This window comes from Novosphingobium sp. (genome assembly GCF_039595395.1).
Taxonomy (GTDB): Bacteria; Pseudomonadota; Alphaproteobacteria; order Sphingomonadales; family Sphingomonadaceae; genus Novosphingobium.
Genome location: NZ_JBCNLP010000001.1, coordinates 83,240 through 106,575, shown reverse-complemented (window position 1 = coordinate 106,575; position 23,336 = coordinate 83,240). Strand labels below are relative to the sequence as shown.

Below are 23,336 nucleotides of genomic sequence, written 5' to 3'. Positions count from 1 at the left end.
GAGAGATAAAGCGAGGGCCGTCGCCCTCGCGCTCCCTTTAATGTCTGCGTTGCGCCTAGGGTTCGGCGTTGTGCTCAGTTTCGCTGACTCTGATTGCCTGCGGCGCGGAGAGGTTGGGCACAAGGGTCGGGTGCCACCACCCTTGCGTCGGGAGACGTCATGGGAGCGCGAGGGGGTAACCCCCTCGCATCTTTCTTCCCTCAAAACCTCTTAAATCGCCCCGGCAATTGCCAAAGCCAGAGCCTCGATCCCCTGAGCGTCTTCCTCATCGAAGCGCGCCTTCTCGGGGCTATCGAGATCGATCACCGCGATCACCTTACCGTCGCGCACCACCGGCACCACCAATTCCGACTGGCTAGCGGCGTCGCAGGTGATGTGGCCGGGGAAGGCATGCACATCGGCGATCAACTGAGTCAGGCCGCTGGCCGCTGCCGTGCCGCACACGCCCTTGCCGAAGGGAATGCGGATGCAGGCGGGCTTGCCGATGAAGGGACCAAGCACCAGCTCGCCATCGACATTGCGGTAGAAGCCCGCCCAGTTCAGCGTGGGCAGCATCTGCCACAGCAGCGCGGCCACATTGGCCATATTGGCCACGGGGTCGGGTTCGCCGTCGATGAGGGCTTGGGCGGCCTGGGTGAGGTCGCGATAGGTTTCGGCCTTGGGCTGGCCGGGGGTGGGGGCAAAGTCGAACATGGCGGATACATAGTGCTTCTGGTGCTTGCCGCCTAGGGCGTGCTGTCCTATCCAAAGCGGATGAGCCCTTTTCTTCGCAAATTGCTGATCGGCACGGGCATTGCCGTGGTCGGTCTCGGCGCCTTCACTGGCTGGGTGTGGTATGGGAATCCGACTTCGGAGCCCATCGAGCAGTTCGAGGGCACCAAGCCCCGCATTGTCGATCCGCAGCCCGAAAAGATCCCCAGCATCGCGGTCTTCAAGCCGATTGGCTGGGATGCGGGCGCTGCGCCTCAGGCCGCGCCGGGCATGCAGGTGACTCGCTTTGCCGAGGGGCTGGCGCATCCGCGTACCCTCTACACGCTGCCCAATGGCGATGTGCTGGCCGCGCTGACCGGCCCGCCCAAGGGCAATGATGCGGGGGGCATTATCGGTTTCTTCCAGCGCACGCTGGTCGGTTTCGTGGGCGGCGGCGACACCTCGGCGGATGAGATCGTGCTGCTGCGTGACAGCAAGGGCACCGGCAAGGCGGACCAGCGCTTCGTGCTGCGCCATGACGATCTGCACAGCCCCAGCGGCATGGCCTATGCCGATGGCAAGCTCTACATCGCCAATGACAATGCCGTCCTGGCCTTTGACTACAAGATCGGCGACACCACGCTGACCGGCAAGCCGCACAAGGTCATGGACCTGCCGGGTGGCGGCAATCACTGGATGCGCAATCTGCTGATGGCGCCGGATGGCAAGACGATGTTCGTCGCCATCGGCTCGGCCTCGAACATCGGCGAGCGTGGCATGCAGGCCGAGGAAGGCCGCGCCATGATCGAGCAGATCGACATCGAGAAGATCCCCACCGGCAAGTGGCCCGCGCGTCGCTATGCGGCGGGTCTGCGCAACCCCAACGGCATGGCCTGGAATCCCGCCACCGGCGAGATGTGGACCGTGGTGAACGAGCGTGATCAGCTCGGCCCGAATCTGGTGCCGGATTATCTGACCAACGTTCCTGCGGGCGCGCATTACGGTTGGCCCTGGTACTATTGGAAGGACAAGCAGGACGACCGCGTCGATGCGCCAATTCCGGAATATCTGACTGATTACGTTCGCAAGCCGGAATATGCGCTTGGGCCCCATGTGGCGGCTCTGGGGCTGGTGTTCGGGCAGGATGGCGCGCATCTGGGCGAGCAATATGCCGGTGGTGCCTTTATCGCCCGCCACGGTTCGTGGAATCGCCGCCCGGCGGTGGGTTACGATGTGGTCTATGTGCAGTTCGACGATCACGGGAATCCTCAGGGCCTGCCCAAGCCGATTCTGACGGGCTTCCGCGATGCCAAGGGCGCGCACGGCCGCCCCGTCTGGCTGCAGTGGGCCAAGGATGGCGCCCTGTTGGTCAGCGATGATACGGCGGGGATTATCTGGCGCGTGTTCGCTCCGGGGGCCAAGCCTGCGGTGGCGCCCAAGCCTTTGCCGACCGAGCATCTGCCTGCGCCCAAGGATCTGAAAGACCCGAACCGGCAGTATAGTGCTGATTTTCAGGCTGATTCGAAGGTTAAGCAGTAAGGAATAAGTGCGAGGGTGTTACACCCTCGCGCTCCCATTAATGTCTACGTTGCGCATCGGGTTCGGCCATGGGGCTAAGGTCGCTGCGCCGCAGGCATGAAGGATGAAAGGCGCCGGGGCTTACTGCCTGCGGCGCCTTTTCATTGCTCTGGTGGAGAGTTCAGGCACCACGATCGGGCGCCCCTGCCCATGCGTCGGAAGACGTTCCGGGAGCGCGAGGGGGTAACCCCCTCGCATCTTCTTCCTTCCAAACCTTAAATCTGCTTCCCCACCCGTCCTGCCAGCTCCGTGATATAGTGCGAAGCGATACGCCCCGACCGCCCACCGCGCCGCTTCGACCATTCCAGCGCGTCGGACACTTCCCATTCCAGCCCATAGGCCGCCGCATAGCCTCGGATGATCCCGAGGTAATCATCCTGGCTGCAATTGTGGAAGCCGATCGACAGGCCGAAGCGGTCGGCCAGCGCCAGTTGGTCATCCACGGCGTCACGCGGATTGATCGGGTCGTCCTGCTCGGACATATGGCGCGAGACGATAGCACGGCGGTTGGCGGTGACCGCCAGGCGCACATTGCGCGGGCGGGCTTCCACGCCGCCTTCCAGCCAGCTTCGCAAAGCGCGGGGGCCTGCTGAATCGCCTTCCTCAAAGCCGAGGTCGTCGATGAAGACAAGGAAGGGGCGGTCCACATCGCGCAGCACGGTGAACAGCGTGGTGAGCGAGGAAAGGGCGTCGGGCGCGACCTGCACCAGCGCGAGGTCGGTGCCCTGGTCCTCGCGGGCATGCCGCAGGCTGGCGCGCAGCAGGGCGGATTTGCCCATGCCGCGCGATCCCCACAGCAGCATGTCATGCGCGGCGTGGCCATGGGCGTGGCGCAGGACGTTGTCGACCACCTTGGCCTTCTGCTCGTTCACGCCATAGATCAGGTCGAGCGAGGGCGCTTCGATGGCGGGCACGGCGCGCGGCTGGATGCCGTTCCACACATAGGCGGGGGCGGCGGACCAGTCGATGGGGGTGGCGGCGGGGGCGGCGATGCGCTCCAGCGCGGCAATGACGCGCTCGATCTGGGCAGTGAGTTGATCGCTCATGGTTCTCTCTTCGCAGCGGGGGCGTTCACCTTGCAAATTCGTGAGCGTAGGGGAAGCCTCTCTCTTGGAGCTTGCGATGCCTGTGCCTATAGCGATGCGATGAGCATCCCTATCCTTCTGCCCGCCGATGAGGCCGGGCTGGCGCAGGCCGTCGCGCGTCTGACTGCGGGTGAGCCCGTCGCCGTGCCCACCGAGACGGTTTATGGTCTGGCCGCGCGCGCGGATCGCGCCGAGGCGGTGGCGGCGATCTATCGTGCCAAGGGGCGGCCCGATTTCAACCCGTTGATCGTGCATGTCAGCGATGTGGCAGCGGCCGAAAAGCTGGCCGTGGTGGATGTGCGGGCGCGGGCTTTGGCGCAGGCTTTCTGGCCGGGCGCTTTGACGATGGTGCTGCCGCGCCGGGACGGGGCTCCGCTGGCCGAGGCGGTGACGGCGGGTTTGCCCACTGTGGCGCTGCGTTGCCCGGCGCATCCGGTGATGCGGCAGGTGCTGGCGCAATCGGGGCTGGCGCTGGCGGCGCCCTCGGCCAATCGCAGCGGTGGCGTCAGCCCGACGCGGGCCGGGCATGTGGCTGAATCGCTGGCTGGCCGTATCGGGCTGGTGCTGGATGGTGGAGCCTGTGCCCAGGGGCTGGAATCGACCATTGTAGCGCTGCGAGAGGGCGGGGGGTGGCAGGTGCTGCGTCCCGGCCCGATCACCGCTCAGGCGATCTGTGAGGCGCTCGGGGAGGACGAACTGGCGCCGTCGGGGGATGCAGGCATCGAAGCGCCCGGCCAGATGACCAGCCACTACGCCCCCGGCAAGCCTGTGCGCCTGAATGCGCGGGACGCCGAGGCTGATGAATTCCACATCGGCTTTGGTGCGATTGCCGGGGCGATGAATCTGTCGCCCTCCGGCGATCTGGCCGAGGCGGCGGCGAATCTTTACACGGCGCTGCATGCCTCGGCACAGGCCGATCAGCCGCGCGTGGCTGTGGCGCCCGTGCCGAACAGCGACATCGGCGAGGCGATCAACGATCGCCTGCGCCGCGCTGCCGCCTGACGTGTAAGCGTTTTTAGGGCACGCACACCACCTTGCCGGTGCCCATGGCATGGACCTCGCACTTGGCGCGGCCCTTCACATGCACCGAGCCTGTTCCCAGAATGCTGGCCTTGATGTCGCCGTCCGAGGCGAACTCGGCATCGCCCGTGCCGGCGATGTTGATCTCCGCCTTGTCGACCTTCAGATCGGCCATATGCGCGTTGCCGGTGCCCGCGATGTTCAGTTCAAGCCCGCTCGCCGTGCCGCCCGCCTTGTAATTGCCGGTGCCGGCGATGTTCACCTCCAGCTTGGCAATGGCGATATGCGGCGTCTCGATGTTGCCCGAGCCTGCGACCGAGATCTTGGCATCCTGAGCCAGCTCTTCAGCGTTGATCTGGCCCGAGCCGGCCATCGTCAGCGCATTGGGGGCGGGCATGGTCACATCCACAGTGATCGGCCCGTTGTTGCTGACACCCGACTTGCGCAGAATGCCCAAAGTGCCATCCTTGAGCGTGAAGCGCAGCACATTGTCAGGGTCGCTGTCGACATGGATCGCCAGTCTGTCGCCCTTGTGCAGGCGCACCGTGTCCGGGCCGAGCAGCACCAGCTCCTTGGCCTCACCATGAGTCAGGTCCAGCTCGGAGAGCGGCTTGCCCTTCTCGCCATTGATCGAAATATCGGCTGAATCGCAGGCTGAAAGCGCCAGCATCAGCCCCAGCGGAACGAGCGCGCCAAATTTGCGGATATCCATCTTGTGGCTCTCCTGTGGTGTGTATTGGTAATGTAATACACATGGGGAGGAAGGGCAAGAGAGGGAAAAGACGAATGCGAGGGCCATCGCCCTCGCGCTCCCTTTAATGTCTGCGTTGCGTTAAGGGTTCGGCGTTGCGCTCAGCTTGCGGCGGTGCAGGGAGTTTGGGCACGACAATCGTGAGCCACTGCCCTGTCGTCGGGAGACGTTATGGGAGGGCGAGGGCCCGGAGCCTTTCTCTTGAGAAAGGCGACCAACAAGGACTCCCCCCTCGCATCTTCCCTTTTTCCAAACCCTGAAACGAAAAAAGGGCCACCCTTGCGGGCAGCCCCTTCTTCACACCTTGATCCGAAAAATCAGACCACGGCGGCTTCGTAGTACTTCGGCGCATGCTCATTGAGGATCACGAGGATCTTCTTGAGCGCTGCAGGCTCGTCAGTCTTTTCCATGGCGGCCAGTTCACGGGCGAGGCGGCTGGAAGCAGCCTCGAAGATCTGGCGCTCGGAGTAGGACTGCTCGGGCTGATCGTCGGCGCGGAACAGGTCGCGGGTCACCTCGGCGATCGACACGAGGTCGCCCGAGTTGATCTTGGCTTCATATTCCTGGGCGCGGCGCGACCACATGGTGCGCTTGACCTTGGGCTTGCCCTTCAGCGTATCGAGCGCCTCGCGCAGCGTCTTGTCCGAGGACAATTTGCGCATGCCGATGGCTTCGATCTTGTTGACGGGCACGCGCAGAGTCATGCGTTCTTTTTCGAATCGCAGCACATAAAGTTCAAGCTTCATGCCGGCGATTTCCTGCTCGAGCAGTTCGATCACCCGACCGACACCGTGCTTGGGGTAAACGACGTAATCTCCAACATCGAAGGCGTGAGCCCTGGCGGTCATCTATCGTCCTTTCGCGCGGCAGAGATGCAGACAAGGGGTTGACTCTGCAAGAGAATGGCGCCGTAAAGGCATGGGAGCCCACAGCGCCTCGTCAACAAAGGTCAGCAAATCTGCCTTTCATGGTGTTTGGGTTTCGACCCGGATATGCGATGGCTGTAGACCGGTTTTGGGAGACGGTTCCAGTCGCGCGGGTTATTATATAACCCATCTGCAACAAAATTGCCAGAGGCAGAACGCAACTCTCAGCGAAAACGCGGAGTAGGGGCCAGATTGTCCATCTCCGGCATGCCGGCTCCGGGCATGGCGGGGGCCATGGAAAGCGTCATCAGCCGCTCAAGCTGGGCCAGCGCTTCGGTGCCCGGCAGTTGGGCGGCGCCGCTGGCGACCTGACCCGACATCTGCCTCACCAGCGTGGCCATTTCGCTCAGCAACACCATCTGGCGTTGGTAGAGCGTTTCGACATGGTCGAGACGGTTGTAAAGCCTTGAAACCTTTGTGGCCGACAGCACGCCGTTCACCACAAAGCCAAGCGAGGCGAACACCATTGCCGTCACAACATAGGATGCAATGATACCAACCGGCAGAAACACGAAAGCCACCTCTCAACTCGTCGTAAAACGAGGTGAGAGTATCGCGTTTCTGTCGATTGCTCAACGCCTTCCGGCGTAATTTTCATTTAAGAGCGTAAAATCTTCTACGTTCATTGAGGAACGTGAAGGATTCAGTCGCCCTCGCCGGGGGCTTCCGAGAACTGGGTTTCGAACTTGCCGTCCTTGCCCTTCCACTCGTCGGCGTCCTCGGGGACGTCCTTCTTGGCGGTGATGTTGGGCCATTCGGCCGAGAACTTGGCGTTCAGCTCCATCCACTGCTCAAGACCGCTCTCGGTGTCGGGCAGGATGGCTTCGGCCGGGCACTCGGGCTCGCACACGCCGCAATCGATGCACTCGCTGGGGTTGATGACCAGCATGTTCTCGCCTTCGTAGAAGCAGTCCACGGGACACACTTCCACGCAATCCATGTATTTGCAGCGGATACAGGCGTCGGTGACGACATAGGTCATGGCTGCAAATCCCCTTTCGAATGGTAAGCCAAATCAGCAGTAATGCTTTGGCGCGCTGCTAGGGCCGAAACAGGCGTTTCGTCAAGCGCCCGATAACAGGCTTGTGCCTCGGGCGCGGGGCCGCGGCGTGCGGGCAACACCAGAATCTCGATCACGCGCACCCCGTGAGGCAGCGGCAGCACCAGAATATCGCCGGTTTTTACCGCGGTGCCGGGCCGCTCCACCCGCCGTCCGTTGAGGCGCATATGGCCTTCCAGCACCCAGTCATGCGCGCGGGGCCGCGTGGGCGAGAGGCGCAGGAACCACAGCAGCTTGTCGATGCGCATGCTCATCCGGTCACCAGTTGTTTGGCCATCAGATGGTGGAGGGCGGCAAAGGCGCCACCGCTGTGGACCGGTTCCGGGCCTGGTGCTGTTTCCGTGCGCGGCGGCTGCCAGCGCCAGACCACCGGGGCAGGGGGGCCGGCGACGGCCTCGCCCAGCATGCGGGGCATGATCGCGCGGAATCCGGCAAGGCGCAGCAGATGGGCATAGGCCTTGGTGCTCAGCCCCATGCGCAGGGCGGGCGCGGGATCGAGCATGAAGGGCCGGTTGCGCGCGGCGACACGGCGGCCATGGGCTTCGCGCAGCAGGGACTCGGCGCGGTCGATCCGCAGCGCCTGAGGGCCCAGCAGGCGATAGAAGGGCAGGGCGCCCTTGCGCGGCGCGGGGATCAGCACGGGCATGGATTCGACCGGCGGGCGGCCATGCAGCGCGGCCCAGGCGCTTTGCGCGCTGGCTTTCAGCATGGCGGGCAGGAAGATGTCGAGCGCGCCCGCCTTCACGCCCAGATGCCGCAACCTTTCGCGCTGCGCCTTGTCGAGCCTTTCGATTCCGGAGGCGGCGCGTGTTACCATGCCCCCCGCCTCGACCAGTCGGATCAGCAGCGCGCGCAATTCGGGCCCGGCCTTGGCTTCAAGGCTGGCCGCCTCCAGCCGGGTGAGCGGCGCCAGAGGGGCAAGGCGACGTTCGAGCCAGCCCTGCACGGCGGCGATCAACGCTTGGCGCTCTGCGGAGGGCATGGGATCGAGCAGCGGCGTCGGCGCCAGATGCGGGGCCAGAATGCGCCGCGTGGCCGACAGCTTCACTAGCGCCTCGCCCTGCCAGAGGATCGCGCCGCTTTCCAGGACAAGGCCGGTGTCCTCGCCTTCCGTGAGTCTGGTGGTGAGATCGCGGGCTCGACTGGCGATCAACGCGGGCAGATGCTTTTCGGCGGCGGCCAGCAGCAGCTTGCGGTCGGCAAGGCGTGTGGTGGGGTCCACCCGGAAACGGAAACCGGCCAGCGTGCCGATGGCTTCCTCCTCCACCAGCACCGTGTCGCCGTCCAGACGCACCGGCAGCAGCCCCGCGTCCGGCCCCAGTTTACGCATCAGCACGGCGGTACGGCGGTTGACGAAACGCTCGGTCAGGCGGCCATGCAGCGCGTCGGAGAGGCGGGCCTCCACGGCGCGGGCGCGCTCGGCCATTTCCTCCTGAGCCAGCACCCAGTCGCGGCGCTGGCAGATGTAGGACCAGCTACGGATCGCGGCGATGCGGCCCTGCAGCGTGTCGATATCGCCGCTGGTGTTGTCGAGCTGGGCGATGGCGCGCGGCGCGTGATCGCTGGCCAGAGGGCCATGCGCCAACTCCTGCCACAGCCTTTCGACAAAGCGCGCATGGGTTTCGGCCCCCTGCTGGCGGAAATCGGGCAGGCGGCACACATCCCAGAAGCGCCGCAGCATGCCGGGGGATTTCAGCGTATCGGTGACAGCCGGGTCCTCCGAAAGCCGCTTCAACACTGCCAGATCGATGGCCTGAGGGGCGGGCATCAGCTCCTGGCGCTCCGGAGGCGCTTCCAGATCGGCGATCAGCGTGGCCAGAGAGTCGAAACGCGGCTCGGCCTCGCGCCAGAACAGGCGGGTGATCGGCGGGAAGCGATGCTCCTCGATGGCGTAGATTTCTTCATCGGCGAATTCGGCCTCATGCGCGCCGCCAGCCAGCGTACCGAAAGTGCCGTCGCGCTGATGTCGCCCCGCGCGCCCGGCGATCTGCGCCATCTCGGCTGGAGTCAGCCGCCGCTGCCGCACCCCGTCGAATTTCGAGAGCCCGGCAAAGGCGACATGGGTGATGTCCAGATTCAGCCCCATGCCGATGGCGTCGGTGGCCACCAGATAATCGACCTCCCCGGCCTGATAGAGCGCCACCTGCCGGTTGCGGGTTTCCGGCGACAGGGCGCCCATCACCACCGCAGCGCCGCCGCGAAAACGGCGCAGCATTTCGGCCACGGCATAGACCTGCTCGGCACTGAAGGCGACGATCGCGCTGCGCGGCGGAATGCGCGACAGCTTCTTGGCCCCCGCATAGCTCAGCGTCGAAAAGCGCGGGCGGCTGACGATCTCCACGCCGGGGACCAGCGCCTTGATCAGCGGCTCCATCGTGGCCGCGCCCAGGAACATCGTCTCCTCACGCCCGCGCGCATGCAGCAGGCGGTCGGTGAAGATATGGCCGCGCTCGCGATCGGCGCAGAGCTGAATCTCGTCCAGCCCCACAAAGGCGACATCGCGCCCCACGGGCATCGCCTCCATCGTGCAGAGCAACCAGCGGGCGTTCTTCGGCTCGATCCTTTCCTCGCCGGTGATCAGGGCGACCTGCTCGGGCCCCTTGATCGCCACGACCTTCTCATAAACCTCGCGCGCCAGCAGGCGCAGCGGAAAGCCCATCATGCCGGAGGAATGAGCGCAAAGCCGTTCAATCGCGAGGTGAGTCTTGCCCGTGTTGGTGGGGCCAAGCACCGCCTTCACACGGGATTGACCGGTGTCGCGGGCCGGTGATGTGCCGAGGCCGCGAAAGGGAGCAGGGGAATGCTTCGCCATCAGCATTCTAAATGGCAGTGCAGGGGGCATGGGACAAGGGTTGGGGGTAGTTTTTCACAGAGAAGTAAGGTGAAAAGAGAGAATGCGAGGGCCATCGCCCTCGCGCTCCCTTTAATGTCTACGTTGCGCCATGGGTTCGGCGTTGCGCTTAGCTTGCAGCGCCGCAGGCAGAAATGAATGCCTGCGGCGCGGCGAGTTAAAGCGCATGGATGGGGCGCCACTGCCGCTTCGTCGGAAGACGTAATGGGAGCGCGAGGGTGTAACACCCTCGCATCTTCCTTCCTTGAATCCCCTGCACTCTACCCCGTCCTTATCCATTGATTAACCCAACTCATGCAGGGCTAAAGCGGCATCACGCACACAGGCAGACGAAGTGTACGCATTCCGCCATAGCGACGACTTGCAGGCCCAAGGCGGAGCCGTGTCCGCCGCCGTGGCCGAGCAAGGCCTGTGGCCGCGTTTCCTGACTCATTACCGCAAACTCGACATCGCCCATGATCTGGCCGAGGACATTGGCACGCCCCGCTGGTGGCGGGGCATGGGTGTGCTGGCCACCGGCATCGCCTGCGCGCTGAGCTTCTGGCCCGGCCATGCCCGGCTTGAGGCGGCGATGGCCATGCCGATGGACGCCGCTTCCACTGACGAATGGCGCAGCCAGACCTTGCGTCCGCTGGCGCTGGGCGCGGAGATCGGCCAGCGCATGGCGCCGACACATGCCGTCACGCCCATCGCCGCCGTGCCGGAGAGGCCGAGCATCTCGCTGGTGGCCACTCTGGCGCAGGGGGATTCGCTGGGACGGATGCTGGAGCGGGCAGGCGTCGGCGCGGCAGATGGCACGCGGGCGCTGTCTCTGATTGCCTCGACCATGCCGACGGGGGATATCGCGCCGGGCACGCGCTTCGATATTACGCTGGGTAAGGCGGCAGGCCCCGGTCAGCCGCGTCCGCTGGACAAGCTTGATTTCCGGGCTCGGATGGATCTTGATCTGGCCGTCAGCCGGGGTGTGGGTGGCCTGACTCTCGGCAGCCATGCCATTGCGGTGGACACCACGCCTCTGCGCATTCGCGGCCCTGTCGGCACCAGCCTCTATCACGCCGCGCGGGCGGCAGGCGCGCCGATGAAGGCCATCGAGCAGTACCTCCACGCCATCGACGCCCATTTCAGCCTCGACGAAGTGGCGCCGGGCGACACCTTCGACATGATCGTCGCCTACAAGCGCTCCGCCCGTGGCGAGACCGAAGTGGGCGATCTGCTTTATGCCGGCATCGAGCATGACGGCAAACCGCGCACCCAGCTCTTGCGCTGGAGCGGGGCGCATGATTCAGGCGATGCGCAATTCTTCGACGCCCAGTCCATGACCGAGCAGCGCACCTCCAACGCGCTGATCATGCCGGTGGCGGGCGCGCGCATCACCTCCAGCTTCGGCATGCGCTATCACCCGATTCTGGGCTTTTCGCGCATGCATTCGGGTACCGATCTGGCCGTGGCCTGGGGCTCGCCGATCTATGCGGTGGCCGATGCGCTGGTGACTTATGCCGGCTGGCGCGGCGGCTACGGCAATTACGTGAAGCTGGAGCACGGCGGGGCTCTCGCGACCGCCTATGGCCATATGAGCCGCTTTGTGGTCTCGCCGGGTATGCGCGTGCAGGCCGGGCAGGTGATCGGCTATGTCGGCAGTACAGGCATGTCGACAGGCGCGCACCTGCATTACGAGGTGTTCCGCGATGGCGTTTCGGTCGATCCCATGTCGATGCACTTCACGGTGCGGGCAGGCGTGGACAAGGCCGAAATGGACGCCTTCAAGGCGAAGCTGGCGCGCGTGCTGACGGTGAAGCCAGGGGCGGCTTTGCAGAGGTTTTCGGGCGGGTAAGAAGGAAGTGAAGATGCGAGGGGGTTACCCCCTCGCGCTCCCATTCCGTCTTCCGACGAAGCGGCAGCGGCGTCCAATCCTTGTGCCGAAACTCTCCACCTGCTGGCGCCGCAGGCAATGAATCTTATGATCGCGGGGCTGTGCAGGTGTTTTCAAGCCTGCGGCGTGGCAAGCTGGGCGCAAGGCTGAACCCGATACGCAAGGCAGACATTAAAGGGAGCGCGAGGGCGATGGCCCTCGCATTTATTCTTCCTTCTTCAAACCGCGAAGGAAGACCCGCACCCGCACCCTGCGACCGCGTTGGGGTTCTCGACCTTGAAGGCCGCCCCGCCCAGAGACTCGACGTAATCCACCACGCAGCCTGAAACCAGATCAAGGCTCGCCGGATCGACCACCAGAGTCACGCCATCGGTTTCCGTTACCGAATCCTCGGCATCGGGGGCATCGGCCAGACCGAAGCGGTATTGGAACCCCGAGCATCCGCCGCCCTCGACGGACAGACGCAGGATCGCGGGCTTGGCCTGCTTGGTGGCGATAAAGGCCACGCGCGCGGCTGCCGAGGGGCTGAGGGTGATGGGCACTGCGGTCATGCTTGCCTATTTAGGCATGGCGAGCCCGCCCTGCAAGGCGGGCCCTCCGTTTCTGGCCGCGTTTCAGGCCGTCTGGATATAGTCGCGCATGGCTTGGGCCTCGCTCTGAATCCGCTCGATGCGGTATTTCACGAGGTCGCCGATGGAGACGAAGGCCACCATCCGCCCGGCTTTCAGCACGGGAAGGTGGCGGATGCGCCGCACGGTCATCAGCTCCAGCGCTTCGAGGGCGCCGGTGGAGGGCTCGACGGTGATGGCCGGTGAGGTCATCACCTGGCCGACCAGCTTGTCGAGCATGGAGGGGCCGTGGGCGCGCAACTGGTGGATGACATCGCGTTCGGAGAAGATTCCGGCGATGGCATGGCCATCCATCACCGGCAGGGCGCCGATGCGTTGCGAGGCGAGTAGGTCGACAGCTTCCTGGACAGGCGTAGTGATAGAAACATGGATGATGGGGCGGTCTTTGTGCCCTTCAATGAGACGCGCAATCGTCACGGCGACTCTCCCTGTTTATCTTTTGGGACTCGGACTATGACATGAGTCGCAAGCCTTGGCGAGGGGCCGTGTATGGGGTGTGGCGGGGGCGCGGCAGCGCGTGAAAGCGGGCCGTAAAGCCCTTGCCAAGCCCCTTGCCATCACCCGTGGGCAGGCGCATGACGCGCGGATGACGCGGCCTTCCTCACCCTTGGACGATCCGGCAACGGCGGTGGCGATCTGGGCGCGTTTCCGGCGGTTGATGCGCTGGATGTTCCTGATCACGCTGGCCACGGTGATCGGTGCGCTGACGGTGCTGTACCGGCAGGAGGGGCGGGTCTCGATCCATTTCTACATCGCGGTGGCGGTGGGCGTGTCTTTTGCGATGCTGCTGACGTCGGGGCTGATGGGGTTGGTGTTTCTGTCCAACGCCAGCGGGCATGATGCCGCGGTGGCCAAGCCCGACGAGTCGGAAGACGATCAGTCGAAGCCTTAGTCCTTGGCGGAGGGCCGCAACCGGTAATCCTCAACCGGCACGCCGCCGATCAGATGTTCCTGAATGATGCGCTCCAGCACCTCCTCGGTGCAGGAGTGATACCACACGCCATCGGGCCAGACGACCGCGACCGGCCCGGCAAAACACACCTTCAGGCAATCGGCCTTGCTGCGGTGGATGCCCTTTTCGGGCAGGCCCAACTGCTTGGCGCGTTTCTTGAGATAGGACCACGCCGCGCTGCCCACCGCGTGCGAGCAGCATTCGCCCTTCTGCGGCTCGGCGCAGAGGAAGATGTGGCGGTTGATGGGATCATGCGCGACCTTGGCAAGGGCGCGGGCTGCCAGAGCCACCTCATCCTTGCTCATGGGCGTCGAGCCTTCAGAACTTCTTGCCGACGATGCGGGCGATTTCCTCGGCGACCAGGCGTTCCACCATGGCGGGCAGATGGGCGTCGAGCCAGGCCGACAGCGCCGGGCGCAGCAATTCGCGAGTCAGCCCTTCAAGCGAGGTTTCGCCGCTGCGCACGATCTGCGGCTGGGCGGCGGGCTGCGCCATCATCGCCAGAGCGGCCAGCGATTCGCGCATCGAGGAGCGGACATGGTCCTGCACCAGCGATTCGATCGGCACCTCATCCGCCTCGGCATCGACATCGTCGAGGAAACGCGCGCTGGCGGCCAGATCGAGGACATCATCCTCATAGGACTCCTCGACCGGCTGCTGCGCCACAGGGGCCGGGGCGGGAGCGGGCACCACGGTCTCCGCACGCTGACGGCGCGTCTCACCGGCGCGCGTGTCATGCGCGATCACCTTCTTGATCGATTCCAGAATTTCCTCGACCGAAGGTTCGCCAGGCTGGCGCATTGCCGTCATCTCCATAGGGGCCACCCAAGGGTGAATCCCTAGGAAGGCTGACTTGTCAGGGAATTGAGCCTGTCTGGGCCGGTGTGTCAACGGTGCGGGTGGCGCTGGGCCCCATTTTGGGGTCTGTGGCCCAATCCCACAGCGTGCCCTTCACATGCTTGTAATGGGCATCGGGGTCGTAGATCGCGTCTTTCTCGAAGCCCAGATCGCGCGCCTGCGCCCGGCCCATGGTCACCAGCAGGTTGAAACCGGCGACATAGGCGTTGCGCCGCGCCGTCACCAGAGTCACCTGCGCATTGACCAGCTCCTGCTCGGCATTGAGGATGTCGAGCACGGTGCGGTTGCCCACGGTGTTTTCCGCGCGCACGCCCTCAAGGCTAAGCTGCGCGGCATCCACGGCGGTCTGGCTGCTGGTGATCACATCATTGGCCGCGGCCCAGGTCGCCCAGGCTGAGCGGGCATTGGCGATCACCTGACGCTCGGTGCCGATGGCGGTTTCCGCCGCCTGATCCTCACGCGCCTGCGCCTGCCTCACCTGCGCGGCGGGGCGGCCGCCCTGAAACAGCGGGATACGGGCGCGCACGCCGACATCGGCGGCGACGTAACGCTGGGGCACCCCGCCCGAGACAAAGCCGATGTAGCTCAGCGAATTGAGGTAATCGGTGTAATTGCCATCGGCGAACAGGCTGACCGTCGGCATGCGGCTGGCCTTGGCGGAGGATACATCATGCCCCGCCGCCGTCACCCGCTGGCGCGAGGCCGAGAGGTCGGGATTGTTGTCCAGCGCATAGCCGACCGCTTCGTCCACCGTTGCGGGCAGATCGGGCAGGGGCGGGGGCGATTCCAGCACGCCCGCAGGCTCGCCGATCACCTGAATATAGGTTTCGCGCGCGGAGACCAGATTGGCCTCGGCGGTGCGCAGATTGCCGCGCGCCACGGCCAGGCGGCTCTGCGACTGGGCGACATCGGTGCGGGTGAGATCGCCGATCTGGAACCGGTCCGAGGTCATCGACAGGTCAAACTCAAGGGTTTGCACCTGCGCCTTGTTCAGCCGCACGATGGCCTCGGTGCGCATCACATCGAGATAGGCCGCCACGGTCTGGGCGAAAACAGTGCCTTCGGTGGAGCGCAGGTCGTCCTTGCCCGCCCCGACGCGGATTTTGGCGGCCGAAATTGCATGGCGCACGCCGCCGCCGGAATAGACCGGGACATTCAGCGTGGTGCCCGCGGTCAGCATGCGGGGCAGATCGGTGCCCGAGGCCGGGCTCTGGCGGACAAATTCGGTTTCGCTGACGGTGGTGATCAGGCTGGGCAGGCCATCGGCGCGGGCCAGCGGTACGCCTTCATCGGTGGCGCGTTGTCCGGCGCGGGCGGCCGTCAGCGTGGGATTGCTGCGATAGGCGGCGCCCAGCGCGCCGCGCAAATCGTCAGCCGCCGCATGGGAGGCCGGGAAGAGAGCGCCGATGGTAAGCCAACCGGCCAGCAGTCGTGATACGCGCTCTCTTCCCGTCACTCAGAAACTCCAGCGTTTGGGGGCGGCAAATTCGGGCAGCAGCGGAACATTGTCGTCCGCCACGGGGTCGAATGCCACGGTTTCGGCATGCTTGGTGCCGCGCACGATGCGCGTCATCACCTTGTTGACCTGACCCGTGATGATGCGGCCACCGGCGCCCAGCGCCAGAGTCAGAGCCTCGGGCAAGGCCTCGATGGCGCCGTCGATCACGATCAGCGAATAGGGCGAATTGGGCAGGCCATTGTCGATCTCGGCGGCGTCCACCACGGTCAGCGTGCCGACCAGCGGGCGCAGCACCTCGGCGAAATAGTTGCTGCCGTTGCTGACGATCAGGACGTTGTCGTCTTCCTTGGGCGCGGCGGCGGCCAGCATCTTGCCATGCACCGTGGGGGCGGGCAGGAAACGGCCATTGCCCAGCGGCAGGGCGCGGTCGATATAGGCGGCATCGCGCAGCGCCTCGGGCACGAAATCCTCGCGGGCGACGCGGGCCATGGCGCCCAGCACATAGGGTTCGTTCACCCCGCTGGTGCGCAGCTGGCTGTCGATCATGGCACGACGGGCCGAGCCCGGAGCGGCACCCGACACAGCGGCAACGGCGGTGGTGTATTGCGTGGTGGTCATCAGCGTTTCCCTGGCCCTGTATTGCATGCCTAATACAGCAATGCAATGCCTGTGATAGAGGCCCGCGCGTGGGTGACGCGGGTTTGCGCGCGCTATTAGGGCAAGCCGGGGGGCAAAGCCAAGAGGGCACGTGGGGGGCAAACGCCCAACTTTGGTGGCATTCGGGGGGTTTGTTGTTGGCGATGGGCCGCAAAGGCGCCTATGGGGCTTGCCACAAGGGACAGGCGGCGCCGAACCGGGCGCGCATCAGACTCAAAGGACCCGCATATCATGGCCGATATGGTGACCATTCGCGAAGACGATCTGATCGAGAGCGTGGCCGACGCGCTGCAATATATCTCCTATTATCACCCGATGGATTACATCCGCGCGCTGGGTGATGCCTATGAGGTGGAGCAGGGCCCGGCGGCCAAGGATGCCATCGCGCAGATCCTGACCAACAGCCGCATGTGCGCTGAAGGCAAGCGCCCGATCTGCCAGGACACCGGCATCGTCACCGTGTTCCTGAAGGTCGGCATGAACGTGCGCTGGGACGGCGCCACGATGAGCCTCGAAGACATGGTCAACGAAGGCGTGCGCCGCGCGTACAACGACGTCGACAACAAGCTGCGCGCAAGCGTGCTGGCGGATCCGGCCGGCAAGCGCACCAACACGAAGGACAACACCCCGGCCGTGATCAACATGTCGATCGTGCCGGGCGACACGGTGGACGTGATCGTCGCGGCCAAGGGCGGCGGCTCGGAAGCCAAGTCGAAGTTCGTGATGCTGAATCCGTCCGATTCCATCGTCGACTGGGTGCTCAAGACCGTGCCGACCATGGGCGCCGGCTGGTGCCCGCCGGGCATGCTCGGCATCGGCATCGGCGGTACCGCGGAGAAAGCAGCGGTGATGGCGAAGGAGGTCCTCATGGACCCGATCGACATCCACGAACTGAAGGCCCGCGGCCCGCAGAACCGCATCGAGGAACTGCGCCTGGAGCTGTTCGAGAAGGTCAACCAGCTGGGCATCGGTGCCCAGGGCCTGGGCGGCCTGACCACCGTGCTCGACGTCAAGATCATGGACTACCCGACCCACGCCGCCTCGCTGCCGGTGTGCATGATCCCCAACTGCGCCGCGACCCGCCACGCCCACTTCGTGCTCGACGGCTCCGGCCCCGCCGAACTGGAAGCGCCGTCGCTCGACGCCTACCCGGAGATCGTCTGGGAAGCCGGCCCGTCCGCGCGCCGCGTCGACCTGGACAAGATCACCCCGGAAGAGGTGCAAAGCTGGAAACCGGGCGAGACCCTGCTGCTCAACGGCAAGATGCTCACCGGCCGCGACGCCGCGCACAAGCGCATCGTCGACATGCTGGCCAAGGGCGAAACGCTGCCGGTGGACTTCAACGGCCGCGTCATCTACTACGTCGGCCCGGTCGATCCGGTGCGCGACGAGGTGGTCGGCCCGGCCGGCCCCACCACCGCCACCCGCATGGACAAGTTCACCCGACATGATGCTCGAGCAGACCGGCCTGCTGGCCATGATCGGCAAGGCCGAGCGCGGCCCGGCGGCCATCGAGGCGATCAAGAACCACAAGGCGGCCTACCTGATGGCCGTGGGCGGCGCCGCCTACCTGGTGTCGCAAGCAGGCGATCAAGAAGTCGCACGCCAAGGTCGTCGCCTTCGAGGACCTGGGCATGGAAGCGATCTACGAGTTCGACGTGAAGGACATGCCGGTGACCGTGGCGGTCGATTCCGAGGGCAAGAATGTCCACCAGCTCGCGCCGCTGGTGTGGAAGGACAAGATCGCCAAGGAAGGCCTGCTGGTCTGATGCAGCGGATCGGCGCCATGGGTGGAGATGATCCATGGCGCTGATCCTGCTGTTCGTGCTGGGGATCGTGAATTTCGCGATCCACCGTGCGGTGAGCGACAGCGGCCACCCGCTGCTGGCGCAAATGCCCTGGACGCGCAGTCCACTGGGGGGCACCTTCGGCCTCCTCACCGAATATCTGATGCTGCTGGCCTGCATGCTGATGACCGATCGCGGGGCAGGCGGTTGGGTCTGGGGTTATGGCCTCTATACGGCGGCCAATGGCGTGGCGATCTGGCTGATCCTGTCGCGCCGTATCTAGCGCGGTTTGCCCGCAGCGCTTAAGACCGGCCTATGGCCACGCTTTTCCATATCAGCGACATTCATTTCGGGGCGCAAGACGCTCATGCGCTCGACTGGTTCGCCCGCTCGGTGAGCGAGCAGCGCCCCGATGCGGTGATCTGCACCGGTGACCTCACCATGCGCGGCACCCCGCGCGAGTTCGAGGCGGCGGTGGCCTGGCTCTCCGCGCTGGAGGCCCCGGTCAGCATCGAGCCGGGCAATCACGACATGCCCTATTATTGGGAGATGTGGCACCGCCTGCGCCGCCCCTTCGACCGCTTTCAGGCCGCGCGTGCCAAGGCTCAGAAGGATGTGCAGGTGCCGGGTGTGGCGGTGGTCTCGCTCTCCACCATCGTGCCCGCGCAATGGCGGTTGAATTGGTCCAAGGGCCGGGTGACTCAGCCGGTACTGGCGCGCGCCTTGCAGGATCTGAACGCGGCATCGGCGGGGCTGAAGCTGGTGGCCTGCCATCATCCGCTGATCGATGCCGACACCCATGGCTCGGGCCAGACGCGCGGCGGCAAGGCGGCGCTGGCGCAACTGGCGGCAGCGGGGGCCGATGCGGTGCTCTCGGGCCATGTGCATGACCCTTTCGACATGACCATCGATGCCGGAGGCCGCCCGATCCGCATCATCGGTGCGGGCACCCTGTCGGAGCGGGTGCGCGCCACGCCGCCCAGCTACAACCGGCTGGACTGGACTGCCGAGGATGGGCTGCAGGTGCGGGTCGTCACCGCCAGTTGATTGCTCCACATGGAACGCAGGCACAAAAAAGGGGGCTGAAAAGCCCCCTTTTCCGTATCGGCAGTTGCCGAACCGATTAACGCTTCGAGAACTGGAAGCTGCGGCGAGCCTTGGCGCGGCCGTACTTCTTACGCTCGACGACGCGCGGGTCGCGGGTAAGGAAGCCAGCGGCCTTGACGGCGCTGCGCAGGGCGGGCTCGAACTTGGCCAGAGCCTGGGCGATACCGTGCTTCACGGCACCGGCCTGACCCGACAGACCACCACCCTTGACGGTGCAGACGACGTCGTACTGGTCGGTACGGTCGGCCACGCCGAAGGGCTGGTTGATCACCAGACGCAGGGTCGGGCGGGCGAAGTACACTTCCTGATCGCGACCGTTGACGGTGATCTTGCCCGAGCCGGGCTTGATCCACACGCGGGCCACGGCGTCCTTACGACGGCCGGTGGCATACGAACGGCCCTGGGCGTCGATCTGCTTCTCGCGCAGCGGAGCGGCGGGAGCGGCAGGGGTGACGACGCCGGTGTCTTCGGCAACGGTGGTGCCGGCCAGATCGGCGAGAGTGTTCAGAGTCTCAGACATTATGCGCCAACCTTGTTCTTGCGGTTGAGGGCAGCCACGTCCAGCAGCTCGGGCTGGGTGCCGCCGTGCGGGTGCTCGCTGCCAGCGTACAGGTGCAGGGCGCGCATCTGATCGCGACCCAGCGGGCCACGGGGGATCATGCGCTCAACAGCCTTCTCGAGCACGCGCTCGGGGAAGCGACCGGCCAGAACCTTGTCGGCGGTGACTTCCTTCAGGCCGCCGGCATAACCGGTGTGCTTGTAGTAGGTCTGCTGCTTGAGCTTGTTGCCCGTGAACTTCACCTTCTCGGCGTTGATCACGACGACATGGTCACCGCAATCGACGTGGGGGGTGTAGCTGGGCTTGTGCTTGCCGCGCAGCAGGTTGGCGATGATCACGGCGACGCGACCAACGACCAGACCTTCGGCATCGATGAGATGCCACTTCTTTTCGACCTCGGCCGGCTTGGCCGACGCGGTCATCTTGGAAAGAGCCTTCATGGCTTTACGATTCCCGTTTTTGAAGGGGAGGGCCCCTATGAACAGTAACCCCGCCAGCGCATGCCGATGGGGAATTGGCGTGCCCAATGTGCGAAAGGCCTTCCGGAGTCAAGGTTTCCGGGCGTTTTTCGTGGAGGTAAAATAATACCTCTGCAATGTGAGGTGTGCCGAAAGGGGATATTCAGCCCGCCAGAGCACCCAGCCAAGCGGCGGTCGCCGGGGCGGCGGCATCGCAGCGCCAGCCCAGAATCGCGGGCGTCTCATAAGGATGGATCGTGGAAAGGCGGGTGATGGCCGCCTCCAACAAGGTGGCATCGGTTTTCAGCAGCACGCCCACTTCAGAGTCGCGATGGCGCTCGCCCTGCCAGACATAGAGCGAGGTCATGCCGGGCAGGATGTTGCCACAGGCCACCAGTCTTTCATCCAGCAGCGTCCCGATGGCGGATTCGGCGCGGACGGAATCGGGGAAGGGGCACCAGATCAGCGCGCTCATGCCCGGCGGCCCACGGCATGCGCGCCCCAGGCGGTGGCGGCCACCAGCAGCGCGCCTACCAACTGATGCAGCACGGCGATGCCGATCGAGACATCCGTCATCACCGTGGCGATGCCCAGCAGCACCTGTGTGCCGAAGGCGCTGTGGATGGCGATGGCGGCGCGGCGGTCTCCGGCGGCCTTCACCTTGCGGGCCAGCATCACCAGCAGCGCCACCACGCCCCAGGCCCACCAGCGATGGATAAAGTGGACGATGGCGGGATCGGCGGTGAGGGCATGGCCCAGGCTCTCGCCATTCTGGCTGGCGCCGGGCCAGAAGCTGCCGTTCATCAGCGGCCATTCATTGGTGACACGCCCCGCGCGCAGCCCCGCCATCAGGGCGCCCCACACCAGCTGCACCGCCAGAGCCAGGCCGGTCAGCGCGGCGAAGCCGGTCAGTCGGGCAGGTTTGGCGGCGGGATTTCTGGAGAGCGCCAGCAGATCCAGCGCCGTCCACACCATGCCCGCCAGCGTGAACAATGCGGTGATCAGATGCGTGGCCAGCCACATGGGCGCGACCTCGGTCATGCCCTTCTGCAGGCCGGAATGCACCATCAGCCAGCCCAGCGTGCCCTGCAGCCCGATCAGCGCCAGCAGCGCGAACAGGCGTGGCTTATAGCCCGCCGGGATCCGCCCGCGCACCCAGAACCACGCCAGAGGCAGCGCCACGGCCATGCCGATGATCCGGCCCAGCACGCGGTGGATATACTCCCAGAAGAAGATGCCCTTGAACTCGGACAGGGTCATGCCTGCATGCACGGCGGCATATTGGTCGATCTGGCGGTAATGGGCGAATTCCTGATCCCAGGCTTCCTGAGTCAGCGGAGGAATGGTGCCGCTGATCGGCTTCCACTCGGTGATCGACAGGCCGGATTCAGTGAGGCGCGTGATGCCGCCCACCACCACGATCAGCACCACCAGCGCGGCCACCGCCAGCAGCCAGCGCGCCATCAACCGCGCCTGAGTGGAGGGTGAGGTGGCTGTCGCCGCCATTTGCGTGTCCTTTCGAAGAATGCCGCAAAACGGCGGGTTTGCGCGTTACTGACGGCAGTTCGCAGGCGAGGCAAGGTGAAAGGATGTCCAACCCCTCTTGCGAAATGTGATGTTATTACATAAATGGCCCCGCATGAGCACTCTTGCTATCATGATTCGTGGCCGCCTCGATCGCGTCGGTGTGTTGCTGTCGGCGCTGTGCATGGTGCATTGCGTTTCGGGTGTGGTGCTGGTCGCGCTGCTGGGAGTCGGCGGCGGTGTGCTGATGAACCCGCATATTCACGAAATCGGGCTGGCGCTGGCGCTGGTGATCGGTGCCATCGGGCTGGGCATGGGCATGCTGCGCCATGGCAAGCGCGGACCGCTGCTGCTGGGCGGCTTCGGGCTGGCGCTGATGGGCATGGGTCTGCTCGCGCCGCACGGTCTGGCCGAGGCGGCGCTGACCATCGCGGGTGTGACTCTGCTGGCGACTGGACATATCGCCAACTTGCGCCACGGCGACTAACGCGGCATGGGCTTGCCCCATGGCTGAGCAAAACCCCCTCATCGCAATCACCGTCAATGGCGAGCAGCGCCGCATCGCATCGGGCGCCAGCGTGGCCGATCTGGTCGCGGACATTGGTCTCAACCCCGCCAAGGTCGCCGTTGAGCGCAATGGCGAGATCGCCCCGCGCTCGACTCTGGCACAGGTGCTGCTGGGCGAGGGGGATACTCTTGAAATCGTGCATTTTGTAGGAGGTGGCGACGTGGTGGCTGATGATTCCTGGACGGTGGCTGGGCGCACCTTCAACTCGCGGCTGATCGTGGGCACCGGCAAGTACAAGGACTTCGCCCAGAACGCCGCTGCGCTGGAAGCCTCGGGCGCAGAGATCGTTACCGTCGCCGTGCGCCGCGTGAATGTGTCGGACCCCAAGGCGCCGATGCTCACCGATTTTATCGACCCCAAGAAGGTCACCTATCTGCCCAACACCGCCGGCTGCTTCACCGCCGACGATGCCATCCGCACCCTGCGCCTGGCGCGCGAGGCGGGCGGTTGGGATCTGGTCAAGCTGGAGGTGCTGGGCGAGGCGCGCACGCTCTATCCGGACATGCGCGAGACCCTGAAGGCGACCGAGGTGCTGGCCAAGGAGGGCTTCCACCCCATGGTCTATTGCGTGGATGACCCCATCGCCGCCAAGCAGCTTGAGGAAGCCGGTGCCGTGGCGATTATGCCTTTGGGCGCGCCGATCGGTTCGGGGCTGGGTATCCAGAATCGCGTCACCATCCGTCTGATCGTTGAGGGTGCCAAGGTGCCCGTGCTGGTCGATGCCGGTGTGGGCACCGCGTCCGATGCTGCCGTGGCCATGGAACTGGGCGTTGACGGCGTGTTGATGAACACCGCCATCGCCGAAGCCAAGGACCCCATTCGCATGGCCCGTGCCATGAAGCTGGCGGTGCAGGCAGGGCGTGATGCCTATCTGTCGGGCCGGATGGCGACTCGGAAATATGCTGATCCCTCGAGTCCGCTCGCCGGGATGATTTAAGGCAGGAAAG

26 protein-coding genes and 1 pseudogene are annotated in these 23,336 nt (G+C 65.1%); 9 read left to right on the top strand and 18 right to left on the bottom strand.

Features of this window, described 5'->3' with window-relative positions; translation table 11 throughout:
* Nucleotides 1–210: 210 nt before the first annotated feature.
* Nucleotides 211–693: a GAF domain-containing protein gene (locus ABDW49_RS00565; RefSeq protein WP_343608901.1), complete on the bottom strand. Its 483-nt coding sequence runs from the start codon at nt 691–693 to the stop codon at nt 211–213.
* Between the two features lie 60 nt (nt 694–753).
* Here ABDW49_RS00565 and ABDW49_RS00560 point away from each other — a divergent pair, with 60 nt between their 5' ends.
* Nucleotides 754–2,229 (top strand): PQQ-dependent sugar dehydrogenase, encoded by a 1,476-nt coding sequence (locus tag ABDW49_RS00560; protein WP_343608900.1) that lies wholly within the window; start codon nt 754–756, stop codon nt 2,227–2,229.
* A 254-nt stretch (nt 2,230–2,483) separates the two neighbouring features.
* Here the strand turns inward: ABDW49_RS00560 and ABDW49_RS00555 are convergent, their stop codons facing one another.
* Nucleotides 2,484–3,314 carry an ATP-binding protein gene (locus tag ABDW49_RS00555; protein ID WP_343608898.1) on the bottom strand — a complete coding sequence of 277 codons (831 nt, stop codon included), beginning with the start codon at nt 3,312–3,314 and terminating at the stop codon, nt 2,484–2,486.
* A gap of 99 nt (nt 3,315–3,413) precedes the next feature.
* Between ABDW49_RS00555 and ABDW49_RS00550 the strand changes: the two genes are divergently transcribed.
* On the top strand, nt 3,414–4,355 hold the full coding sequence (locus ABDW49_RS00550; protein ID WP_343608896.1) for an L-threonylcarbamoyladenylate synthase: 942 nt from the start codon (nt 3,414–3,416) through the stop codon (nt 4,353–4,355).
* Nucleotides 4,356–4,368: 13 nt separating this feature from the next.
* On the opposite strand, the gene ABDW49_RS00545 is transcribed toward ABDW49_RS00550, so the two are convergent.
* The 6 genes from ABDW49_RS00545 to ABDW49_RS00520 all read right to left on the bottom strand — a co-directional run bounded on the left by ABDW49_RS00545 (nt 4,369) and on the right by ABDW49_RS00520 (nt 9,922).
* Nucleotides 4,369–5,085 carry a head GIN domain-containing protein gene (locus ABDW49_RS00545; protein WP_343608894.1) on the bottom strand — a complete coding sequence of 239 codons (717 nt, stop codon included), beginning with the start codon at nt 5,083–5,085 and terminating at the stop codon, nt 4,369–4,371.
* Between the two features lie 356 nt (nt 5,086–5,441).
* The gene (locus ABDW49_RS00540; RefSeq protein WP_343608892.1) at nt 5,442–5,972 is read right to left on the bottom strand and encodes a CarD family transcriptional regulator; all 531 of its coding nucleotides are present in this window, start codon (nt 5,970–5,972) and stop codon (nt 5,442–5,444) included.
* 242 nt (nt 5,973–6,214) lie between these two features.
* Nucleotides 6,215–6,571, bottom strand: a complete 357-nt coding sequence (locus ABDW49_RS00535) for a hypothetical protein (protein WP_343608890.1) — start codon at nt 6,569–6,571, stop codon at nt 6,215–6,217.
* 122 nt (nt 6,572–6,693) lie between these two features.
* On the bottom strand, nt 6,694–7,032 hold the full coding sequence (fdxA, locus tag ABDW49_RS00530; RefSeq protein WP_343608888.1) for a ferredoxin FdxA: 339 nt from the start codon (nt 7,030–7,032) through the stop codon (nt 6,694–6,696).
* Nucleotides 7,029–7,358, bottom strand: coding sequence for a S4 domain-containing protein (locus ABDW49_RS00525; RefSeq protein WP_343608887.1), 330 nt, complete (start codon nt 7,356–7,358; stop codon nt 7,029–7,031). The genes fdxA and ABDW49_RS00525 overlap by 4 nt, the downstream gene beginning before the upstream one ends.
* A 2-nt stretch (nt 7,359–7,360) precedes the next feature.
* On the bottom strand, nt 7,361–9,922 hold the full coding sequence (locus ABDW49_RS00520; protein WP_343608886.1) for a helicase-related protein: 2,562 nt from the start codon (nt 9,920–9,922) through the stop codon (nt 7,361–7,363).
* 421 nt (nt 9,923–10,343) lie between these two features.
* Here ABDW49_RS00520 and ABDW49_RS00515 point away from each other — a divergent pair, with 421 nt between their 5' ends.
* Nucleotides 10,344–11,792 (top strand): M23 family metallopeptidase, encoded by a 1,449-nt coding sequence (locus tag ABDW49_RS00515; RefSeq protein ID WP_343608884.1) that lies wholly within the window; start codon nt 10,344–10,346, stop codon nt 11,790–11,792.
* 257 nt (nt 11,793–12,049) lie between these two features.
* On the opposite strand, the gene ABDW49_RS00510 is transcribed toward ABDW49_RS00515, so the two are convergent.
* Complete coding sequence (locus ABDW49_RS00510) at nt 12,050–12,382, bottom strand: iron-sulfur cluster assembly accessory protein (RefSeq protein ID WP_343608882.1); 333 nt, start codon at nt 12,380–12,382, stop codon at nt 12,050–12,052.
* A 63-nt stretch (nt 12,383–12,445) separates the two neighbouring features.
* On the bottom strand, nt 12,446–12,877 hold the full coding sequence (locus tag ABDW49_RS00505) for a CBS domain-containing protein (protein WP_343608880.1): 432 nt from the start codon (nt 12,875–12,877) through the stop codon (nt 12,446–12,448).
* A 55-nt stretch (nt 12,878–12,932) separates the two neighbouring features.
* Between ABDW49_RS00505 and ABDW49_RS00500 the strand changes: the two genes are divergently transcribed.
* Nucleotides 12,933–13,352 carry a hypothetical protein gene (locus ABDW49_RS00500; protein WP_343608878.1) on the top strand — a complete coding sequence of 140 codons (420 nt, stop codon included), beginning with the start codon at nt 12,933–12,935 and terminating at the stop codon, nt 13,350–13,352.
* On the opposite strand, the gene ABDW49_RS00495 is transcribed toward ABDW49_RS00500, so the two are convergent.
* From ABDW49_RS00495 to ABDW49_RS00480, 4 genes are read right to left on the bottom strand one after another with little or no spacing between them, the layout of a single operon-like run.
* On the bottom strand, nt 13,349–13,717 hold the full coding sequence (locus ABDW49_RS00495) for a (2Fe-2S) ferredoxin domain-containing protein (protein WP_343608876.1): 369 nt from the start codon (nt 13,715–13,717) through the stop codon (nt 13,349–13,351). The two genes, ABDW49_RS00500 and ABDW49_RS00495, sit on opposite strands and share 4 nt — an antisense overlap.
* Nucleotides 13,718–13,730: 13 nt before the next feature.
* A complete protein-coding gene (locus ABDW49_RS00490) occupies nt 13,731–14,213 on the bottom strand; it encodes a DUF2497 domain-containing protein (RefSeq protein WP_343608875.1) in 483 nt (160 codons plus the stop codon).
* A gap of 55 nt (nt 14,214–14,268) precedes the next feature.
* Nucleotides 14,269–15,726 carry a TolC family outer membrane protein gene (locus ABDW49_RS00485; protein ID WP_343608873.1) on the bottom strand — a complete coding sequence of 486 codons (1,458 nt, stop codon included), beginning with the start codon at nt 15,724–15,726 and terminating at the stop codon, nt 14,269–14,271.
* Nucleotides 15,727–16,347: a protein-L-isoaspartate O-methyltransferase gene (locus ABDW49_RS00480; RefSeq protein ID WP_343608871.1), complete on the bottom strand. Its 621-nt coding sequence runs from the start codon at nt 16,345–16,347 to the stop codon at nt 15,727–15,729. It lies immediately after the preceding gene.
* A 279-nt stretch (nt 16,348–16,626) separates the two neighbouring features.
* On the opposite strand from ABDW49_RS00480, the pseudogene ABDW49_RS00475 reads away from it, so the two are divergent.
* The 3 genes and pseudogenes from ABDW49_RS00475 to ABDW49_RS00465 all read left to right on the top strand — a co-directional run bounded on the left by ABDW49_RS00475 (nt 16,627) and on the right by ABDW49_RS00465 (nt 19,220).
* Nucleotides 16,627–18,155: pseudogene (locus ABDW49_RS00475) on the top strand (fumarate hydratase).
* Nucleotides 18,156–18,189: 34 nt separating this feature from the next.
* On the top strand, nt 18,190–18,456 hold the full coding sequence (locus ABDW49_RS00470) for a hypothetical protein (RefSeq protein ID WP_343608869.1): 267 nt from the start codon (nt 18,190–18,192) through the stop codon (nt 18,454–18,456).
* Between the two features lie 32 nt (nt 18,457–18,488).
* Entirely contained in the window at nt 18,489–19,220 is a 732-nt protein-coding gene (locus ABDW49_RS00465; RefSeq protein ID WP_343608868.1) for a metallophosphoesterase, read from the top strand.
* Nucleotides 19,221–19,296: 76 nt separating this feature from the next.
* Here ABDW49_RS00465 and rpsI read toward each other — a convergent pair whose 3' ends face one another.
* From rpsI to ABDW49_RS00445, 4 genes are all read right to left on the bottom strand, one after another.
* Nucleotides 19,297–19,800, bottom strand: coding sequence for a 30S ribosomal protein S9 (gene rpsI, locus ABDW49_RS00460; RefSeq protein ID WP_343608866.1), 504 nt, complete (start codon nt 19,798–19,800; stop codon nt 19,297–19,299).
* Nucleotides 19,800–20,279, bottom strand: a complete 480-nt coding sequence (gene rplM / locus ABDW49_RS00455; protein WP_068088181.1) for a 50S ribosomal protein L13 — start codon at nt 20,277–20,279, stop codon at nt 19,800–19,802. Before rplM ends, rpsI begins: the two co-directional genes overlap by 1 nt.
* 181 nt (nt 20,280–20,460) lie before the next feature.
* The gene (gene cutA, locus ABDW49_RS00450; RefSeq protein WP_343608864.1) at nt 20,461–20,772 is read right to left on the bottom strand and encodes a divalent-cation tolerance protein CutA; all 312 of its coding nucleotides are present in this window, start codon (nt 20,770–20,772) and stop codon (nt 20,461–20,463) included.
* Complete coding sequence (locus tag ABDW49_RS00445; RefSeq protein WP_343608863.1) at nt 20,769–21,803, bottom strand: COX15/CtaA family protein; 1,035 nt, start codon at nt 21,801–21,803, stop codon at nt 20,769–20,771. The genes cutA and ABDW49_RS00445 overlap by 4 nt, the downstream gene beginning before the upstream one ends.
* A 133-nt stretch (nt 21,804–21,936) precedes the next feature.
* Between ABDW49_RS00445 and ABDW49_RS00440 the strand changes: the two genes are divergently transcribed.
* Both ABDW49_RS00440 and thiS read left to right on the top strand, forming a co-directional pair.
* Nucleotides 21,937–22,308 (top strand): MerC domain-containing protein, encoded by a 372-nt coding sequence (locus ABDW49_RS00440; protein ID WP_343608861.1) that lies wholly within the window; start codon nt 21,937–21,939, stop codon nt 22,306–22,308.
* 19 nt (nt 22,309–22,327) lie between these two features.
* Nucleotides 22,328–23,326, top strand: coding sequence for a sulfur carrier protein ThiS (gene thiS, locus ABDW49_RS00435; RefSeq protein ID WP_343608859.1), 999 nt, complete (start codon nt 22,328–22,330; stop codon nt 23,324–23,326).
* Nucleotides 23,327–23,336 lie beyond the last annotated feature (10 nt).

Bases quoted from the DNA above. Each gene is read 5' to 3' on its own strand.
- ABDW49_RS00565 (WP_343608901.1), bottom strand. From the start codon at position 693: ATGTTCGACTTTGCCCCCACCCCCGGCCAGCCCAAGGCCGAAACCTAT.
- ABDW49_RS00560 (WP_343608900.1), top strand. From the start codon at position 754: ATGAGCCCTTTTCTTCGCAAATTGCTGATCGGCACGGGCATTGCCGTG.
- ABDW49_RS00555 (WP_343608898.1), bottom strand. From the start codon at position 3,314: ATGAGCGATCAACTCACTGCCCAGATCGAGCGCGTCATTGCCGCGCTG.
- ABDW49_RS00550 (WP_343608896.1), top strand. From the start codon at position 3,414: ATGAGCATCCCTATCCTTCTGCCCGCCGATGAGGCCGGGCTGGCGCAG.
- ABDW49_RS00545 (WP_343608894.1), bottom strand. From the start codon at position 5,085: ATGGATATCCGCAAATTTGGCGCGCTCGTTCCGCTGGGGCTGATGCTG.
- ABDW49_RS00540 (WP_343608892.1), bottom strand. From the start codon at position 5,972: ATGACCGCCAGGGCTCACGCCTTCGATGTTGGAGATTACGTCGTTTAC.
- fdxA (WP_343608888.1), bottom strand. From the start codon at position 7,032: ATGACCTATGTCGTCACCGACGCCTGTATCCGCTGCAAATACATGGAT.
- ABDW49_RS00525 (WP_343608887.1), bottom strand. From the start codon at position 7,358: ATGCGCATCGACAAGCTGCTGTGGTTCCTGCGCCTCTCGCCCACGCGG.
- ABDW49_RS00520 (WP_343608886.1), bottom strand. From the start codon at position 9,922: ATGGCGAAGCATTCCCCTGCTCCCTTTCGCGGCCTCGGCACATCACCG.
- ABDW49_RS00510 (WP_343608882.1), bottom strand. From the start codon at position 12,382: ATGACCGCAGTGCCCATCACCCTCAGCCCCTCGGCAGCCGCGCGCGTG.
- ABDW49_RS00495 (WP_343608876.1), bottom strand. From the start codon at position 13,717: ATGAGCAAGGATGAGGTGGCTCTGGCAGCCCGCGCCCTTGCCAAGGTC.
- ABDW49_RS00490 (WP_343608875.1), bottom strand. From the start codon at position 14,213: ATGCGCCAGCCTGGCGAACCTTCGGTCGAGGAAATTCTGGAATCGATC.
- ABDW49_RS00480 (WP_343608871.1), bottom strand. From the start codon at position 16,347: ATGACCACCACGCAATACACCACCGCCGTTGCCGCTGTGTCGGGTGCC.
- ABDW49_RS00470 (WP_343608869.1), top strand. From the start codon at position 18,190: ATGGCGCTGATCCTGCTGTTCGTGCTGGGGATCGTGAATTTCGCGATC.
- ABDW49_RS00465 (WP_343608868.1), top strand. From the start codon at position 18,489: ATGGCCACGCTTTTCCATATCAGCGACATTCATTTCGGGGCGCAAGAC.
- rpsI (WP_343608866.1), bottom strand. From the start codon at position 19,800: ATGTCTGAGACTCTGAACACTCTCGCCGATCTGGCCGGCACCACCGTT.
- rplM (WP_068088181.1), bottom strand. From the start codon at position 20,279: ATGAAGGCTCTTTCCAAGATGACCGCGTCGGCCAAGCCGGCCGAGGTC.
- cutA (WP_343608864.1), bottom strand. From the start codon at position 20,772: ATGAGCGCGCTGATCTGGTGCCCCTTCCCCGATTCCGTCCGCGCCGAA.
- ABDW49_RS00445 (WP_343608863.1), bottom strand. From the start codon at position 21,803: ATGGCGGCGACAGCCACCTCACCCTCCACTCAGGCGCGGTTGATGGCG.
- ABDW49_RS00440 (WP_343608861.1), top strand. From the start codon at position 21,937: ATGAGCACTCTTGCTATCATGATTCGTGGCCGCCTCGATCGCGTCGGT.
- thiS (WP_343608859.1), top strand. From the start codon at position 22,328: ATGGCTGAGCAAAACCCCCTCATCGCAATCACCGTCAATGGCGAGCAG.